We start from the raw sequence: 13,589 nt of genomic DNA, 5'->3' as shown, positions 1-13,589 counted from the left end.
CTTGGCCACTTCCCCTACTGCCCCTCGCGCGACCGACCCCGAAGAGGTTGAGGCGCTGCATCGCCTGATCCTCGCGTCGCTCGATGACGACCAGGCGGTCGAGACCATCTCGATCCCGCTCGCGGGCAAGACGAGCATCGCCGATTACATGGTGATCGCCAGCGGCCGTTCGACCCGCCAGGTCGCCTCGATGGCACAGAAGCTGGCCGAGCGTATCAAGGCCGAGTTCAAGCGTCCGGTGAAGATCGAGGGGCTGCCGACCGCGGACTGGGTCCTGATCGACGCCACCGACATCATCGTCCACCTGTTCCGCCCCGAAGTCCGCAGCTTCTACAATCTCGAGCGGATGTGGGCGTTCGGCGATGCGCCGACGCCACCGACCGCTCCGTTCGCCGACCTGTCCGACCAAGACTGATCCGGGTGCGCGGGCGATGCTGCTGCATATCGTCGCCCGCGGCCGGATCGGGCGATCGCCCGAAGCCGAACTCGTTGATCGCTATCTGAAGCGGATCGCCTGGCCGACCAAGGTGTCCGAGCTTCCCGACACCGGGGGGCGGATTCCCCCGGTCGGCGACCAGACCCGGCGGATCCTGCTCGACGAAAAGGGCGACGTCCTGTCGTCCATGGCGTTCGCGCGCGTGCTCGAGCGGTGGCGTGACGACGGCGTGCGCGAGGCCCGGTTCATGATCGGTGCGGCCGACGGGTTCGACGACGCCGCGCGCGACGAGGCCGACCTGCTGGTCTCCTTCGGCCGCGCGACCTGGCCGCATCTGCTGGCCCGGGCGATGCTCGCCGAACAGCTCTTCCGTGCGACGAGCATCCTGGCCAACCACCCGTATCACCGCGAAGGCTGATCGTGCGGATCACCGCGTCATCGCGCCTGTCATCGGCGGTGCTGTTGCTGTTCGCGGCAGTCGCCCTTGGTCTTGCCGCCACCCCGCGCGCGAGCGCGGCGGCGACACCGCAGCTGCGACTGATCGAGGCAAGGCGCGGCGCGCGGATCGCGGCGATACGCGCCGAGCGTCTGGCCGCCGCCGCGTCGCAGGAGCGCGATGCGGCCGAGCGCGCCAGGGCCGAGGCGCGCGCAATGGCGGCAAGGATCGACGCGACCCGCGCCGATATCGCCGCCGCACGGATCCGCCTCGCGATCCTCGAACAGTTGCTCACCGAACAACGCGCGGCCCTGGGCGTCGTCCAGTCGCCGATCGCGCGGTTGCTGGCGGCGCTGCAATCGCTGGCGCGGCGGCCGACGATCGTCGCGGTCGCACAGCCCGGATCGGTCGATGATCTGGTTCATGTCCGCGCGGTTCTGGGCACCGCCTTGCCCGCGGTCCGGCTACGGGCCGACGCGGTGCGCACCGCGCTCCGGCGGACCCGGCGCCTGCAGGCGGGCGCAGCGCAGGCGGCATGCGCGCTGCGTGACGGACGGATCCGGCTCGAGGCACAACGCGTCGCGCTCGCCAAACTCGAGGCGACGCATCGCCGTCGCAGCCAGGCCCTGGGGCGCGGCGCGATCGGCGAATCCGATCGCGCGATCGCGCTGGGCGAGCGCGCGCGCGACCTGGTCGACAGCCTCGCCGAGTCGGGCAGTGCGGAGGCGGCCGCGCTCGACCTGGCGGCGCTGGCGGGGCCGGTGCCGCGGCCGCTTGCCCCCGGCAGCATCCCCGCAGCCCGTGTCCGCGGTGCCTATCGCCTGCCCGTACGCGGCCGGCTCGTCACCGGCTTCGACGCGGTGTCCGATGTGGGCGTGCGATCGCGCGGGCTGACCTTCGCGGTCGCGCCGGACGCGCGCGTAGTCGCGCCGGCGGCGGGCATCGTCCGTTACGCCCGGGCGTTTCGCGGTTATGGCCGGATCGTGATCCTCGATCACGGCGATGGCTGGACGACGCTGTTGACCGGGCTTGCCGACACCGGGGTGAAACCGGGCGTCCGCGTCGCCGCCGGATCGCGGATCGGCACCGCGCCGGGGGGCGAGGATCCGCTGATCACGGTCGAGCTTCGGCGGCGCGGGCGACCCGTCGACGCGGCCGCATTGATCGGCTAATCAACCAAGAACCGGTCGGGCGTCCATTCGCCAGACCGCGAAGACCGTCGCGGCTTTGCTCCGCGCGCACTATACCGCTACGCTGTGCCTTCCCCCGGTTTCAGGACCTTAGATGCCACGTCCGATCCTTACCGCTACCGCCATCCTCGGCGCGCTGACCCTCGTGCCGCTGGCCACCTCGGCGATGGCGGCGGTCGATACCGACACGTATCGCGAGTTCGACCAGTTTCTCGACGTCTTCAACCGCGTGAAGGCGGAATATGTCGACAAGGTCGATGACAAGACGCTGATCAAGGGCGCGATCCAGGGGATGCTCGCAAGCCTCGACCCGCATTCGAGCTATGTCGACGCGCTGGATTACGAGAATCTGCGGATCATGACCGAAGGCAATTATGGCGGCCTCGGCCTGACGGTGCAGATGGAGGACGGCGCGATCAAGGTCGTCACCCCGCAGGAAGACTCGCCCGCCGCGCGCGCGGGCGTCAAGTCGGGCGATTACATCACGCATATCAACGGCAAGCTGATCTACGGCGATTCGCTCGACGAGGCGGTCGCGCAGATGCGCGGCAAGCCCGGCAGCAAGATCACGCTGGGGCTCGTCCGGCCGGGTCGCGACAAGCCGCTCGACGTGTCGATGCTGCGCGAGATCATCGTCCAGAAGCCGGTGAAATGGGAGGTGCGCGGCGATGTCGGTTATATCAACATCAACACCTTCAGCGAGAATACCGGCGCGGACACGCGCGCGGCGATCATGGCGATCGACAAGTCACTGGGGCACCGTCCGCTCGGCTATGTCGTCGACCTGCGGCAGAATGGCGGAGGTCTGCTGACCCAGGCGATCGCAGTCAGCGACGCGTTCCTCGATCACGGTGAGATCGTGTCGCAGCGCGGCCGCGAGAAGACGGATATCGAGCGCTACTACGCCAAGCCCGGCGACGACGCGCATGGCCTGCCGGTCGTCGTGCTGACCGATCCAGGGACCGCATCGGCCTCCGAGATCGTCGCCGGCGCGCTGCAGGATCATCACCGCGCGCTGATCATGGGCGAACGCACCTTCGGCAAGGGATCGGTCCAGACCGTGCTCCAGCTCGGGCCCGAGACCGCGTTGCGCCTGACGACCGCGCGCTACTTCACGCCGTCGGGCCGGTCCGTCCAAGAGGGCGGAATCGAACCCGATATCCGCGTGCCCCAGATCAGCGATCCCGATCACAAGGCGCGCCCGGTGTTCCGCGAGGCCGACCTGCGTCGTCACCTGATCAACGAGGTGAAGGCCGACAATGCGGTGCTCGAGGAAGATACCAAGGACGATCCGCGCTTCTCGGCGACGCCCGAGGCGCTGAAGAAGCAGGGGGTCGAGGACTTCCAGCTTTATTATGCGCTGAAGACGGTCGCCCGGCTCGGCGGCGCCGCGCAGGTCGCCGCCGCGACCAAGGCACCCGTCAAGTGAGCGTACGCCGCGGGCTGGGGATGACCAAGAACGAGGAGATCGCCCGGTCGATCGCGCTCGTGCTGCCGCTGCTGCTGTTGCTGGGGGCGCTCGGGTCGCAATATCTGGGCGGGCTCTATCCGTGCGAGATGTGCCACTGGCAGCGCTGGCCGCATTATTCGGCGGTGTTGCTCGCGGCGGCGACGTTCGTGGTGCCGCAGCGCTCGCTGCGCGCCTCGCTGGTGCTCGTCGCGGCATTGCTGATCGGGATCAGCGGCGCGATCGGGCTGTTCCATGCCGGGGTCGAATATCACTGGTGGAACGGCATCACCGCCTGCACCACGACGGTGTCGATGGCGGGCACGACGCCGGCCGAACGGCTCGCCGCGATCATGAACGCGCCGATGGTGCGCTGTGATTCGGCGCAGTGGTCGCTGGCGGGGATTTCGCTCGCCGGGTTCAACGCGATCTTTTCCCTGGGCGGCGCGATCACCATCTTCGTGCTGATGAGGAAGACACGATGACCACCGCGACCCCGATCCCGACCGTCCCGCGCGGCACCGGCTGGAAGCCGGGCGATCGCAAGCACCCGAGCGAGGCGATGGTCCGCGTCGACCAAGCCGGCGAATATGGCGCGATCCGCATCTATGCGGGGCAGCTCGCGGTGCTGGGCGACCGGCACCCGTCGTCGCGCCTGATCCATCACATGGCGCAGCAGGAGGAGCGTCACCGCGCGTTCTTCGACCGGATGATTGTTGAGCGGCGTGTGCGGCCGACTGTGCTGCAGCCGATCTGGAAGGTCGCGGGTTTCGCGCTTGGCGCGGTCACTGCCGCGATCAGCCCGCGTGCCGCGATGGCCTGCACCGCGGCGGTCGAGACCGAGATCGACAAGCATTATGCCGAACAGCTCGTCGCACTGGGCGACAGCGATCCCGAACTGAGCGCGGCGATCCTCGATTTCCAGGCCGAGGAGCTGGAGCACAAGGCGACCGCGATCGCTGCCGGGGCGGAGGAAACCCCCGGCTATCCGGTGATGAGCGCGCTGATCCGGCTGGGCTGCAAGGTCGCGATCGCGACCGCGAAACGGATCTGACCGCGGCGCCGGCCGTTGGGACTGAAACGCGTGGCGTTGCAGCGTTCAGCCTAGGGCCACCGACGATCGCCGATCCTGTCGGCCAACAGATACGGATTATGGGAGTGGTGCGTATGAGGATGATGATGGCGGCGGCCTTGCTGGTCGCCGGTCCGGTGGCGGCGCAGACGGTGACGTCGGGTGCGGCCATCCCGGCCAAGCCCGGTGCCCCCGCAGCCAAGCCCGCGTCCGCGCCGGGTGAGGTGTCGCGCAGCGCCCCGGTCAACGGCGTGCTCACGCTGTTCGGCAACGAGCGCTGCCCGACCAATGCACAGGGCGAGGAAATCGTCATCTGCGTGCGTCGCAGCGCGCAGGAGCAATATCGCGTCCCCAAGGAGCTGCGCGAGTTCGCCGTGACGCCCGAAAATGAGAGCTGGGCGGCCAAGGCGCAGGGCACGCTCGGCACCGGTGTCGGTGCGAACAGCATCGGCAGCTGCTCGACCGTCGGCCCTGGCGGCGCAACCGGATGTTTCGGGCAGCGCGTTCGCGAAGCGCGCCGCGAAAACAAGGAGCGCGCAGCCGAGGTGCCCATTCTCCCATAGGCTGCCGCGACCGGTTTGCGTTCAGCGCGCGAACCCGTCGATGCTGTTGCGTCGTCAAAGACAACCGCATAGCGTTGGCGCGTCCGCGTGACTGGCGCCGAGTGGATCACCACGGGGAAGCGCGGACGGTTCCGCCGCGCGCCTGGGCAGCCCCTCTGGACGGAGCTTGTGCCATGCGCGACCCTTTTCGTATCGCCTTCCTACTGTTTCCCAACGTCACCCAGCTCGACCTCACCGGTCCTGCCCAGATCCTGTCGCGGCTTGGCGAGGCGCAGGTCGATCTCGTCTGGAAGACGCGCGATCCGGTGCCAACCGACGCCGGGTTTTCGATCCTTCCGACCGCGATCTTTGCCGAGGTGCCGTACGCGGATATCCTTTGCGTCCCGGGAGGCTTCGGACTCAACGACGTCATCGCCGACGACGAAGCGATGGCATGGGTGGGGGCCGTCGGGGCGGGCGCGACATGGGTCACCAGTGTCTGCACCGGCTCGTTGATCCTGGGTGCCGCGGGATTGCTCGACGGGTACCGCGCGGGGTGCCACTGGGCTCAGCGTGACATGTTGCCGCTCTTCGGTGCGATCCCCGTCGACGCGCGCACCGTGGTCGATCGCAACCGAGTCACCGGCGGCGGTGTGACGGCGGGCATCGACTTTGCGCTGACACTGATCGCGCTAATCCGCGGCGAGGCGCATGCACGCATGGTGCAATTGGCGCTCGAATATGATCCCCAGCCACCGTTTGACAGCGGCTCACCCGCACAGGCCGGTCCGGAGATCGTCGCCGCGTACCAGCGCCGTGTGCAGGCGTTGGCACCGACGCGTGACGAAGACCTGCGCGCGCTTGCCCGGCGTCGTGGTTACGGGTGACGCTTCAGCCCGCGGACGCGGTGCCAGATGTAGAAGCCGACCAGCGCGATCAGGACGATGCCGATCAGCAGGTCCGCGCTGTGGAAGGCGGCCTTCACACGCGGGTCGCTGTCCCATTTGTCGCCGAGCTTCATGCCGACCCAGGCAAGCCCGAAGCACCACGGCCAGGAGCCGATGAAGGTGTAGAGGTGGAAGGGTACGAGCTTCATCCGCGCGACACCCGCCGGAAAGGCGATGAACGAGCGGATGACGGGGAGCAGCCGCCCGATCAGCACCGCCATGCTGCCCCAGCGCGCGAAGAACCGGTCTGCTGCATCGAGCTCGCCCGGGCCGATCAGGACATAGCGACCCCAGCGCTCGGCCATCGGTCGACCGCCGCGCTTGCCGACCTCATAGGCGACGATCGAGCCGAGGTTGCACCCGATCGCGCCCGCGGTGGCGGCGAGATACAGGTCGAACCGGCCGGTCGACACCAGATAGCCGGCGAACGGCATGATGATCTCGGATGGAAGCGGGATACACGCGCTTTCGATCGCCATGAGGATCGCGATGCCGACATAGCCGCCGGACGAGATCACCCAGATCGTGAAGGTGGCCAGCACGGCCAGAATCTTTTCGAACATGGCGCGGGGATTTGCGCGATGCGGCGCGCGAAGGGAAGGGCCAATCGGTTCGCCTAAGCCAGCCGCGTGCCGGCCATTCGCAGATCCTCGACGAATCGCGCATATTCCTCGTCGGCCTGAACCTTGTCGGGCAGGCGCAGCAGGTAACTGGGATGGACGGTGATCCATGCCTCGCCGCCGCCGGGAAGCTGCAGCGCGCGGCCGCGTTCCTTGCCGATCGTCATCACCTTGCCGAACAGCGAGCGGGCCGCGGTGGCGCCGAGCGCGACCGTCACCTTGGGCGCGACGAGCATCTGCTCCTGCTCGATCCACCACCGGCAGGCCTCGATCTCGCCGGCACCGGGCTTGGCGTGGATGCGCCGCTTGCCGCGCTGTTCGAACTTGAAATGCTTGACCGCGTTGGTGACATAGGCGCGGCTGCGGTCGAGTCCCGCCTCCGCCATCGCGCGATCGAACATCTGACCGGCGGGGCCGACGAACGGCCGCCCGGCAAGATCCTCCTGGTCGCCTGGCTGTTCGCCGACGAACATCAGCGGCGCGTCGATCGGTCCCTCGCCGAACACGGTCTGGGTCGCGGGCTTGTAGAGCGGGCAGCGGGTACAGCCCGCGGCCTCGTCGCGCAGCGCCTCCCAGGCGATCATGCTGTTGCCGCCGACGACGTCGCGGGCGCGCTCGATCATGCCGCTCTCGCGCGCCTGTGCGGTGGCGATCATGCCGGGGACGAGATCGGTTTCGGGCATGTTCTTCCAGTATTTGCGGGGCATTTCCTTCAACATCGCGCCGATCTTGACGCGCGCGGGGTTGAAGGTGCTGGCGTAATAGGTCTTCCAGACTTCTTCGGTCGGATCGCCCTCGGGTGCGTCGGTCTTCTTGGCGCCCGGCCCTTCGCTGAGCATCGTCCCGTCCCAGTGGATCGAGACGTTGGGGGTCAGGATCGACCAGCGCATGCTCGCAAAGCGATTGACGAAGAAGGCGGCGTTGGCGCGGACGATGTGGTGATCGGGTTCGAACCAGGCGACGAACCGGGTTGCGCCCTCTTCCTCGACCTCGCGGAAGCGCAGGAACGCGCGCATCTTGTGGATGTCGCGGCGGACATCCTTCGCAATCCGTTCGAGCCGTCGCACGAGAGGATCGGCCCGATCCTCGATCAGCTTGGGTTCGCGGCGCAGCCGGTGGAGCAGCGTGTAGAGCAACGCGAACCGCTCCGGATCGCTGCCGAGGATGACGCTGCGGGCGAGATCGAGGAACGCGCGCGGGACCGAGACGGTCGCGGAGGCAGCCCGCGGCGCGGATGCTACAGGAGGATCCGGTGGCACCGTCCCGAACAGGTCCGCAGGGGCGCTACCCGCCTGCCACACCACGTCGTCGGGGGGCACGTCATCGGCCATCAGGCCGCGCGCTGCATCGCGCCAGCCATCGAAATCGTCCGGTTCGGCAAGGGTCACGACGCGCATCGCCGGTTCTACGCCGGGTAGCGGCGCTTGTTCCGCCGCGCTTGTATCTCGACCCCGGCGGATCGCCGTCCTATTTTATGGCGATGACCCAACAGACCTCAGCCCCGGAACCCGCTCGTCCGCTGATCGGGCGCGATACACGCCTGTGCATGTCGCTGTCGGCGCGACCGGGCAATTTCGGGACCCGGTTCCATAACCGGCTCTATGCGCTGACCGGACTCGACTATGTCTACAAGGCGTTCTCGACCCGCGACCTGGAGGGCGCGGTGCGCGGTATCCGGGCGCTCGACATCCGCGGCTGCGCGATCTCGATGCCGTTCAAGGAGGCGGTGATCGCGCTGCTCGATGGACTCGCGCCCTCGGCCGCGGCGATCGACAGCGTCAACACGATCGTGAACGACGATGGCGTGCTGACCGGGCACAACACGGATTATGCCGCGGTCGCGGCACTGGTTGCGGATATCGATCCGGCAACGCGGTTCGTGCTGCGCGGGTCGGGCGGGATGGCGAAGGCGGTCGCCGCGGCATTACGCGACACGGGCTTCCGCGACGGCGTCATCGTCGCGCGCAACGAACCCGCCGGGCGTGCGCTCGCCAATCTCTATGGCTTCGCATGGGCCGCGGATCTTCACACCGAAGAGCAGGCGGACCTGCTGATCAACGTCACGCCGATGGGGATGACGGGAGCCGATGCGGACGCGCTCGCCTTTCCGCCGGCGATGATTGCGACGAGCGCCATTGCGTTCGACGTCGTGCAATATCCCCCGGAAACGCCGTTCCTGCGCGCCGCAGCTGCGGCGGGGAAACGCTGCATCACCGGCACCGAGGTCGCGATCCTTCAGGCGCTCGAGCAGTTCGTGCTCTACACCGGCATCCGCCCGATCGACGCGCAGGTCGCCGACGCCGCCGCCTTCGCGCGGGCTCACGGCTGAGCTCCGGCGGCGATTTGCCCTTGTGATCGGGCAGGGGCGGCACAAGATATGCTGCACTGCACCATTCACGGAGCCGGGCGTCAAGGCGTCGGGCGCGCATGACGGGACGATCGATGGCCAGGCTTTCGGAAACACTCGCGCAACTGGCGCAGGCGCAACGCGCCGCGGCGGCGCGCTTCGCCGAGCAGCCAGAGAACGAGGACTCACGCCTGCGCCCGCTCGAATCATTCGGCGCGAATCCCGGCGCGTTGCGTGCGTTGACCTATGTGCCCGAGGCGACGTCCGACCGGCGGATGCCGCTGGTCGTCGTTCTCCATGGCTGTACGCAGACCGCCACGGGGTATGACCGGGGGGCGGGCTGGTCCGATCTTGCCGACCGGCACGGGTTCGCCGTGCTCTATCCCGAGCAGCAGCGCGCGAATAACGGCAATCTCTGCTTCAACTGGTTCGACGCCGAGGATATCCGCCGCGGTGGCGGTGAGGCGCAGTCGATCCGGTCGATGATCGCGACGATGGTCCGCGACGTCGCGATCGATCCCGACCGCATCTATGTAACGGGATTGTCGGCCGGCGGCGCGATGGCTGGCGTGATGCTCGCCACCTATCCCGAGCTGTTCGCTGCCGGGGCGATTATCGCAGGTCTTCCCTATGGCACCGCGACCTCGATGTCGCAGGCGCTCGACCGGATGCGCGGGCGGGGCCTGCCCGCCGATCCCGCGCTGGCCGCGCTGGTCGACGGCGCGGCGCCGGCCGGCGGACGTGTGCCACGCGTCTCGGTCTGGCACGGCGATGCCGATGCGACCGTGGTGCCCGCCAATGCCGATGCGATCGTCGCACAGTGGCGCGGCGTGCACGGGCTCGCCTACGCACCCGACGAGGTCGAACAGGTCGAAGGCCATGCCCATCGCCTCTGGCGCGACGCGCAGGGCCGTGCCGCGGTCGAGGAGTATCGGATCCGCGGGCTGGGCCATGGCACACCGCTGGCCACGACGGGCGCTGACGGCCTCGGCCAGCCGGGTCCGCACATGCTGGAGGCGGGGATCTCGTCGACGTTGCACAGCGCCGCGTTCTTCGGGCTGATCGAGCGCCCATCGGCGCGCGCGGCGGCGACCCGCGCGAAGCCGAAGCCCGCATCGCCCCGTCCGCACCCATGGAGCCACAGTCCGGGCCGATCGCAGGTCGGCGACATGATCAACGGTGCGCTCCGCGCTGCGGGGCTGCTGCGCTAGCCACTGGAGCGGATCCGGCAATGGTACGGGCGGGCGGCGCAGGTCGTGGCGCAAAGGATCGATCGAGATCCGCGCCAACCGCGAAGGCGGCAGCTTGCGGGGCGGCGATCCACTGTTATACCTTGGTATAACAGTCGTCGTATTCCGGGGAAAGATCCATGTCGTTGAAGCTCTTGGCCCTAGCTGGCGTCGCCACCGCCGCGCTTGTCGCGCCGGTTGGCGCGCAGGTCGCAAAGCCTGCACCGGTCGCCACGCTCGTCACCTCGGTCGATATTCCCTATCAGCAGTTCACGCTGAAGAACGGGTTGCGCGTGATCGTGCACACCGACCGCAAGGCGCCGGTCGTCGCGGTATCGGTCTGGTATGACGTCGGGTCGAAGCACGAGCCGCAGGGCCGCACGGGCTTTGCGCATCTGTTCGAGCATCTGATGTTCAACGGCAGCGAGAATGCGCCGGGCGATTTCTTTGCGCCGCTGAAGGAGGTCGGGGCGACCGACTTTAACGGCACGACCTCGTTCGACCGAACCAATTATTTCGAGACGGTCCCCGCCGCCGCGCTCGAGCGCGCGCTGTTCCTCGAGAGCGACCGGATGGGGCATCTGACCGGCGCGATCACGCAGGGCGTGCTCGACGAGCAGCGCGGCGTCGTCCAGAACGAGAAGCGCCAGGGCGACAACCAGCCATACGGCCTCGTCCAGTACAAGCTGTTCGGCGGGCTGTTCCCCGCGGACACGCCCTATGGCCACACCCCGATCGGGTCGATGGCGGATCTCGACCGCGCCAGCCTTGCCGATGTGAAGGACTGGTTCCGCTCGCATTACGGCCCCAACAATGCGGTGCTTGTGCTCGCGGGCGACGTCGATGCGGCGACCGCGCGGCCGCTGGTCGAGAAATATTTCGGCGATATCAAGACGGGCCCCAAGTCAGTCCTGCCGACCGTCACGGTGCCGACGCTCGCCGCGCCGGTGAACGAGGTGATGAAGGACCGCGTCGCCGCGGTGATGATCACCAAGAACTGGGCGGTGCCGGGGATGCTCGATCCCGACGCCGCGGCGCTCGACGTCGGCGGTACGGTCTTGGGCGGGCTCGCCTCGTCGCGGCTCGACAATGCGCTGGTCCGCAAGGAGAAACTCGCGGTCAACGTGTCCGCCGGCTATAGCGACATGGCGCAGATCGGCATGTTCACGATCCGCGCGATCGTGCGGCCGGGCGTCGACCCCGCGGTCGTGTCGAAGCGGTTAGACGAGATCCTTGCCGATTTCCTGAAGACCGGACCGACCGCGGACGAGATCCAGCGCGTCCAGACGCAGGCCGTTGCGGGCCGGATCCGCGGCTATGAATCGGTCGGCGGGTTCGGCGGCAAGGCGGTCGCGCTGGCGGGCGGCGCGCTTTATGCGAACGACCCGGGCCACTACAAGAAGGAGCTGGCGGCGATCGCGGCGCAGACGCCGGCGAGCGTCAAGGCCGCCGCGACGCGCTGGCTGACGCGCCCCGCCTACACGCTGACCGTGGTCGACGGCGAGCGCGACAAATATGAGGAGGCGGTCGTGCCGCCTGCGGTCGCGGTGAAGCCCGCGGCCGAGACGCCGGTCAAGGGCACGCGCGCCGGCGGTATTCCCGCGGTCGGCACGCTGACCGGGCTTGCCTTTCCCGCGGTCGAGCGCGCGCGGCTGTCGAACGGGATCGAGCTCGTCTATGCGCGTCGCGACGCGGTGCCGATCACGCAGGCGGTGCTGAGCTTCGACGCGGGCTATGCCGCGGATGTCGCGGACAAGCTCGGCACGCAGCAGCTGACGCTGAGCGTGATGGACGAGGGGACGCGGACGCTCGACGGCATCGCGCTGGCCGAGGCGCGCGAGCGGCTGGGCGCGTCGATCGGGACGGGCACCTCGCTCGACCGGACGACGCTGTCGATGAGCGTGCCGAGCGCGAACCTGACGCCCGCGGTCGCGCTGTTTGCGGATATCGCGCGCAATCCGGCCTTCGCGGACGAGGAGGTCGGCCGGGTCCGCAATCAGCAGCTGGCCGGCATCCAGCAGGAACTGACCAGCCCTCAAGGCCTGGGCAACCGCGTGATCGGGAAGCTGATCAACGGCGATACCCCTTACGGCAAGGCACAGGGTGGCGGTGATCCGAAGGCGGTCGCCGCGCTGACGCGCGCCGACCTGGTTGCGTTCCAGCAGGCGTGGCTGCGCCCCGACAAGGCGAAGATCTTCGTCGTCAGCGACCGCCCGCTCGCCGAGGTCAGGGCGGTGCTCGATCGCGGGTTCGGCGACTGGACGGCGCAGGGGCCGGCGGGGGTCAAGAGCTTCCCGACGACGCGCACGCCGCTGACACCGAAGATCGTGCTGGTCGATCGGCCGAACAGCCCGCAGTCGCTGATCCTCGCGGGCCAGCGGACCGGGTTGAAGGGCAGCGACGACATGCTGGTGTTCAACACCGCGAACGATGCGCTGGGTGGCAGCTTCCTCAGCCGGATCAACATGGACCTGCGCGAGGAGAAGCACTGGTCCTATGGCGCGGGCGGGCGGTTCCAGACGGCCGCGTTCGATGCGCCCTATGGCATTTCGGCCGGGGTGCAGGCGGACAAGACCGGCCCGTCGATCACCGCGCTGCAGCAGGACGTGACGCAGTTCGTGACGACCAAGCCGATGACGAAGACCGAATTCGGGCTGGCGATCGACGGCGGGATTCGCGCGTTGCCCGGCAGCTTCGAGACGTCGGGCGCGGTGCTCGGCGCGATGCAGCAGAATGATTTGTTGAAGCGCCCCGACGATTATTACGCGACGATCACGCGACGCTACGGCGCGCTGACCTTGCCGCAGCTGAACACCGCGATCGCGGGCGTCATCGACGTGAAGAAATTCACCTGGGTGGTCGTCGGCGACGCCAAGACGGTCAAGCCGCAGCTTGACAGCCTGGGGTTGCCGGTCGAGGTCGTGAGCGCGGCTTCGGTCGCGGGGCTGCCGGTGGTTCCGGTGACGCCGCTTGCGGCCAAGGCCAAGTAATCGAAGGAGAGAATAGCATGGCAAATGTCGATGGCAGCTGGGATTGCGTCGTGAAGTCGCCGCTGGGCGATCAGAAGATGACGCTGACCGTGAACAGCGCGGACACTAGCTTTTCGGGCGCGGTGTCGGGTGCGATGGGCGGCATGGATGTGACCGGCGAGGTCGATGGCGACACGCTGAGCTGGAAGCAGGCGATGACCGTGCCGATGCCGATGACGCTCGACTGCAAGGCGACCGTCGATGGCGACACGATGACCGGCACCGTCGGTGCAGGCGCCTTCGGCAGCTTCCCGCTGTCGGGAACGCGCACCGCTTGATCGCCTCTGGCGTCAT

Annotated in this window: 14 protein-coding genes and 1 riboswitch; of the genes, 12 read left to right on the top strand and 2 right to left on the bottom strand. The window is 68.3% G+C overall.

From position 1 onward, the window contains the following. Window position 1: 1 nt before the first annotated feature. The 8 genes from rsfS (at window position 2) to IFT87_RS15570 (ending at window position 6,010) form a co-directional block, all read left to right on the top strand. Window positions 2-415 carry a ribosome silencing factor gene (gene rsfS / locus IFT87_RS15605; protein ID WP_031395980.1) on the top strand — a complete coding sequence of 138 codons (414 nt, stop codon included), beginning with the start codon at window positions 2-4 and terminating at the stop codon, window positions 413-415. A 16-nt stretch (window positions 416-431) separates the two neighbouring features. After that, window positions 432-854: a 23S rRNA (pseudouridine(1915)-N(3))-methyltransferase RlmH gene (locus tag IFT87_RS15600; RefSeq protein ID WP_031395979.1), complete on the top strand. Its 423-nt coding sequence runs from the start codon at window positions 432-434 to the stop codon at window positions 852-854. 2 nt (window positions 855-856) lie between these two features. Continuing rightward, the gene (locus IFT87_RS15595; protein WP_342211174.1) at window positions 857-2,044 is read left to right on the top strand and encodes a murein hydrolase activator EnvC family protein; all 1,188 of its coding nucleotides are present in this window, start codon (window positions 857-859) and stop codon (window positions 2,042-2,044) included. 112 nt (window positions 2,045-2,156) lie between these two features. Continuing rightward, window positions 2,157-3,491, top strand: a complete 1,335-nt coding sequence (locus IFT87_RS15590) for a S41 family peptidase (protein ID WP_031439957.1) — start codon at window positions 2,157-2,159, stop codon at window positions 3,489-3,491. 20 nt (window positions 3,492-3,511) lie between these two features. Further along, window positions 3,512-3,994 carry a disulfide bond formation protein B gene (locus IFT87_RS15585; protein ID WP_031395676.1) on the top strand — a complete coding sequence of 161 codons (483 nt, stop codon included), beginning with the start codon at window positions 3,512-3,514 and terminating at the stop codon, window positions 3,992-3,994. Continuing rightward, the gene (locus IFT87_RS15580; protein WP_042466726.1) at window positions 3,991-4,563 is read left to right on the top strand and encodes a demethoxyubiquinone hydroxylase family protein; all 573 of its coding nucleotides are present in this window, start codon (window positions 3,991-3,993) and stop codon (window positions 4,561-4,563) included. Before IFT87_RS15585 ends, IFT87_RS15580 begins: the two co-directional genes overlap by 4 nt. A 113-nt stretch (window positions 4,564-4,676) precedes the next feature. After that, window positions 4,677-5,144 (top strand): hypothetical protein, encoded by a 468-nt coding sequence (locus IFT87_RS15575; protein WP_031439959.1) that lies wholly within the window; start codon window positions 4,677-4,679, stop codon window positions 5,142-5,144. 77 nt (window positions 5,145-5,221) lie between these two features. Continuing rightward, window positions 5,222-5,299: riboswitch (ZMP/ZTP riboswitch) on the top strand. Between the two features lie 18 nt (window positions 5,300-5,317). Beyond that, window positions 5,318-6,010, top strand: a complete 693-nt coding sequence (locus IFT87_RS15570) for a DJ-1/PfpI family protein (protein WP_037527968.1) — start codon at window positions 5,318-5,320, stop codon at window positions 6,008-6,010. On the opposite strand, the gene IFT87_RS15565 is transcribed toward IFT87_RS15570, so the two are convergent. Together IFT87_RS15565 and IFT87_RS15560 are read right to left on the bottom strand one after the other, a co-directional pair. Next, complete coding sequence (locus IFT87_RS15565; protein WP_031395680.1) at window positions 6,001-6,633, bottom strand: DedA family protein; 633 nt, start codon at window positions 6,631-6,633, stop codon at window positions 6,001-6,003. The two genes, IFT87_RS15570 and IFT87_RS15565, sit on opposite strands and share 10 nt — an antisense overlap. A 53-nt stretch (window positions 6,634-6,686) precedes the next feature. Then, window positions 6,687-8,087 carry a UdgX family uracil-DNA binding protein gene (locus IFT87_RS15560; RefSeq protein WP_192191209.1) on the bottom strand — a complete coding sequence of 467 codons (1,401 nt, stop codon included), beginning with the start codon at window positions 8,085-8,087 and terminating at the stop codon, window positions 6,687-6,689. Between the two features lie 83 nt (window positions 8,088-8,170). Here IFT87_RS15560 and IFT87_RS15555 point away from each other — a divergent pair, with 83 nt between their 5' ends. The 4 genes from IFT87_RS15555 to IFT87_RS15540 all read left to right on the top strand — a co-directional run bounded on the left by IFT87_RS15555 (window position 8,171) and on the right by IFT87_RS15540 (window position 13,573). After that, a complete protein-coding gene (locus tag IFT87_RS15555; RefSeq protein WP_037527973.1) occupies window positions 8,171-9,019 on the top strand; it encodes a shikimate 5-dehydrogenase in 849 nt (282 codons plus the stop codon). 113 nt (window positions 9,020-9,132) lie between these two features. Continuing rightward, complete coding sequence (locus IFT87_RS15550) at window positions 9,133-10,248, top strand: extracellular catalytic domain type 1 short-chain-length polyhydroxyalkanoate depolymerase (RefSeq protein WP_192191208.1); 1,116 nt, start codon at window positions 9,133-9,135, stop codon at window positions 10,246-10,248. Between the two features lie 158 nt (window positions 10,249-10,406). After that, entirely contained in the window at window positions 10,407-13,256 is a 2,850-nt protein-coding gene (locus IFT87_RS15545) for a M16 family metallopeptidase (protein ID WP_192191207.1), read from the top strand. A gap of 17 nt (window positions 13,257-13,273) precedes the next feature. Continuing rightward, window positions 13,274-13,573: a hypothetical protein gene (locus IFT87_RS15540; RefSeq protein ID WP_031439525.1), complete on the top strand. Its 300-nt coding sequence runs from the start codon at window positions 13,274-13,276 to the stop codon at window positions 13,571-13,573. The last annotated feature ends 16 nt before the right edge of the window (window positions 13,574-13,589 follow it).

It is taken from the genome of Sphingomonas sp. CFBP 8765, assembly GCF_014841445.1.
GTDB classification, from domain to species: domain Bacteria; phylum Pseudomonadota; class Alphaproteobacteria; order Sphingomonadales; family Sphingomonadaceae; genus Sphingomonas; species Sphingomonas aerolata.
The sequence above is the reverse complement of the archived record's forward strand: the minus strand, read 5'-3'. Positions and strand labels throughout refer to the sequence as shown.

Excerpts from the sequence above, each read along its gene's own strand:
- IFT87_RS15600 (WP_031395979.1), top strand. The coding sequence starts at position 432 with ATGCTGCTGCATATCGTCGCCCGCGGCCGGATCGGGCGATCGCCCGAA.
- IFT87_RS15540 (WP_031439525.1), top strand. The coding sequence starts at position 13,274 with ATGGCAAATGTCGATGGCAGCTGGGATTGCGTCGTGAAGTCGCCGCTG.
- IFT87_RS15555 (WP_037527973.1), top strand. The coding sequence starts at position 8,171 with ATGACCCAACAGACCTCAGCCCCGGAACCCGCTCGTCCGCTGATCGGG.
- IFT87_RS15585 (WP_031395676.1), top strand. The coding sequence starts at position 3,512 with ATGACCAAGAACGAGGAGATCGCCCGGTCGATCGCGCTCGTGCTGCCG.
- IFT87_RS15560 (WP_192191209.1), bottom strand. The coding sequence starts at position 8,087 with ATGCGCGTCGTGACCCTTGCCGAACCGGACGATTTCGATGGCTGGCGC.
- IFT87_RS15550 (WP_192191208.1), top strand. The coding sequence starts at position 9,133 with ATGGCCAGGCTTTCGGAAACACTCGCGCAACTGGCGCAGGCGCAACGC.
- IFT87_RS15565 (WP_031395680.1), bottom strand. The coding sequence starts at position 6,633 with ATGTTCGAAAAGATTCTGGCCGTGCTGGCCACCTTCACGATCTGGGTG.
- IFT87_RS15590 (WP_031439957.1), top strand. The coding sequence starts at position 2,157 with ATGCCACGTCCGATCCTTACCGCTACCGCCATCCTCGGCGCGCTGACC.
- IFT87_RS15580 (WP_042466726.1), top strand. The coding sequence starts at position 3,991 with ATGACCACCGCGACCCCGATCCCGACCGTCCCGCGCGGCACCGGCTGG.
- IFT87_RS15570 (WP_037527968.1), top strand. The coding sequence starts at position 5,318 with ATGCGCGACCCTTTTCGTATCGCCTTCCTACTGTTTCCCAACGTCACC.
- IFT87_RS15545 (WP_192191207.1), top strand. The coding sequence starts at position 10,407 with ATGTCGTTGAAGCTCTTGGCCCTAGCTGGCGTCGCCACCGCCGCGCTT.
- IFT87_RS15575 (WP_031439959.1), top strand. The coding sequence starts at position 4,677 with ATGAGGATGATGATGGCGGCGGCCTTGCTGGTCGCCGGTCCGGTGGCG.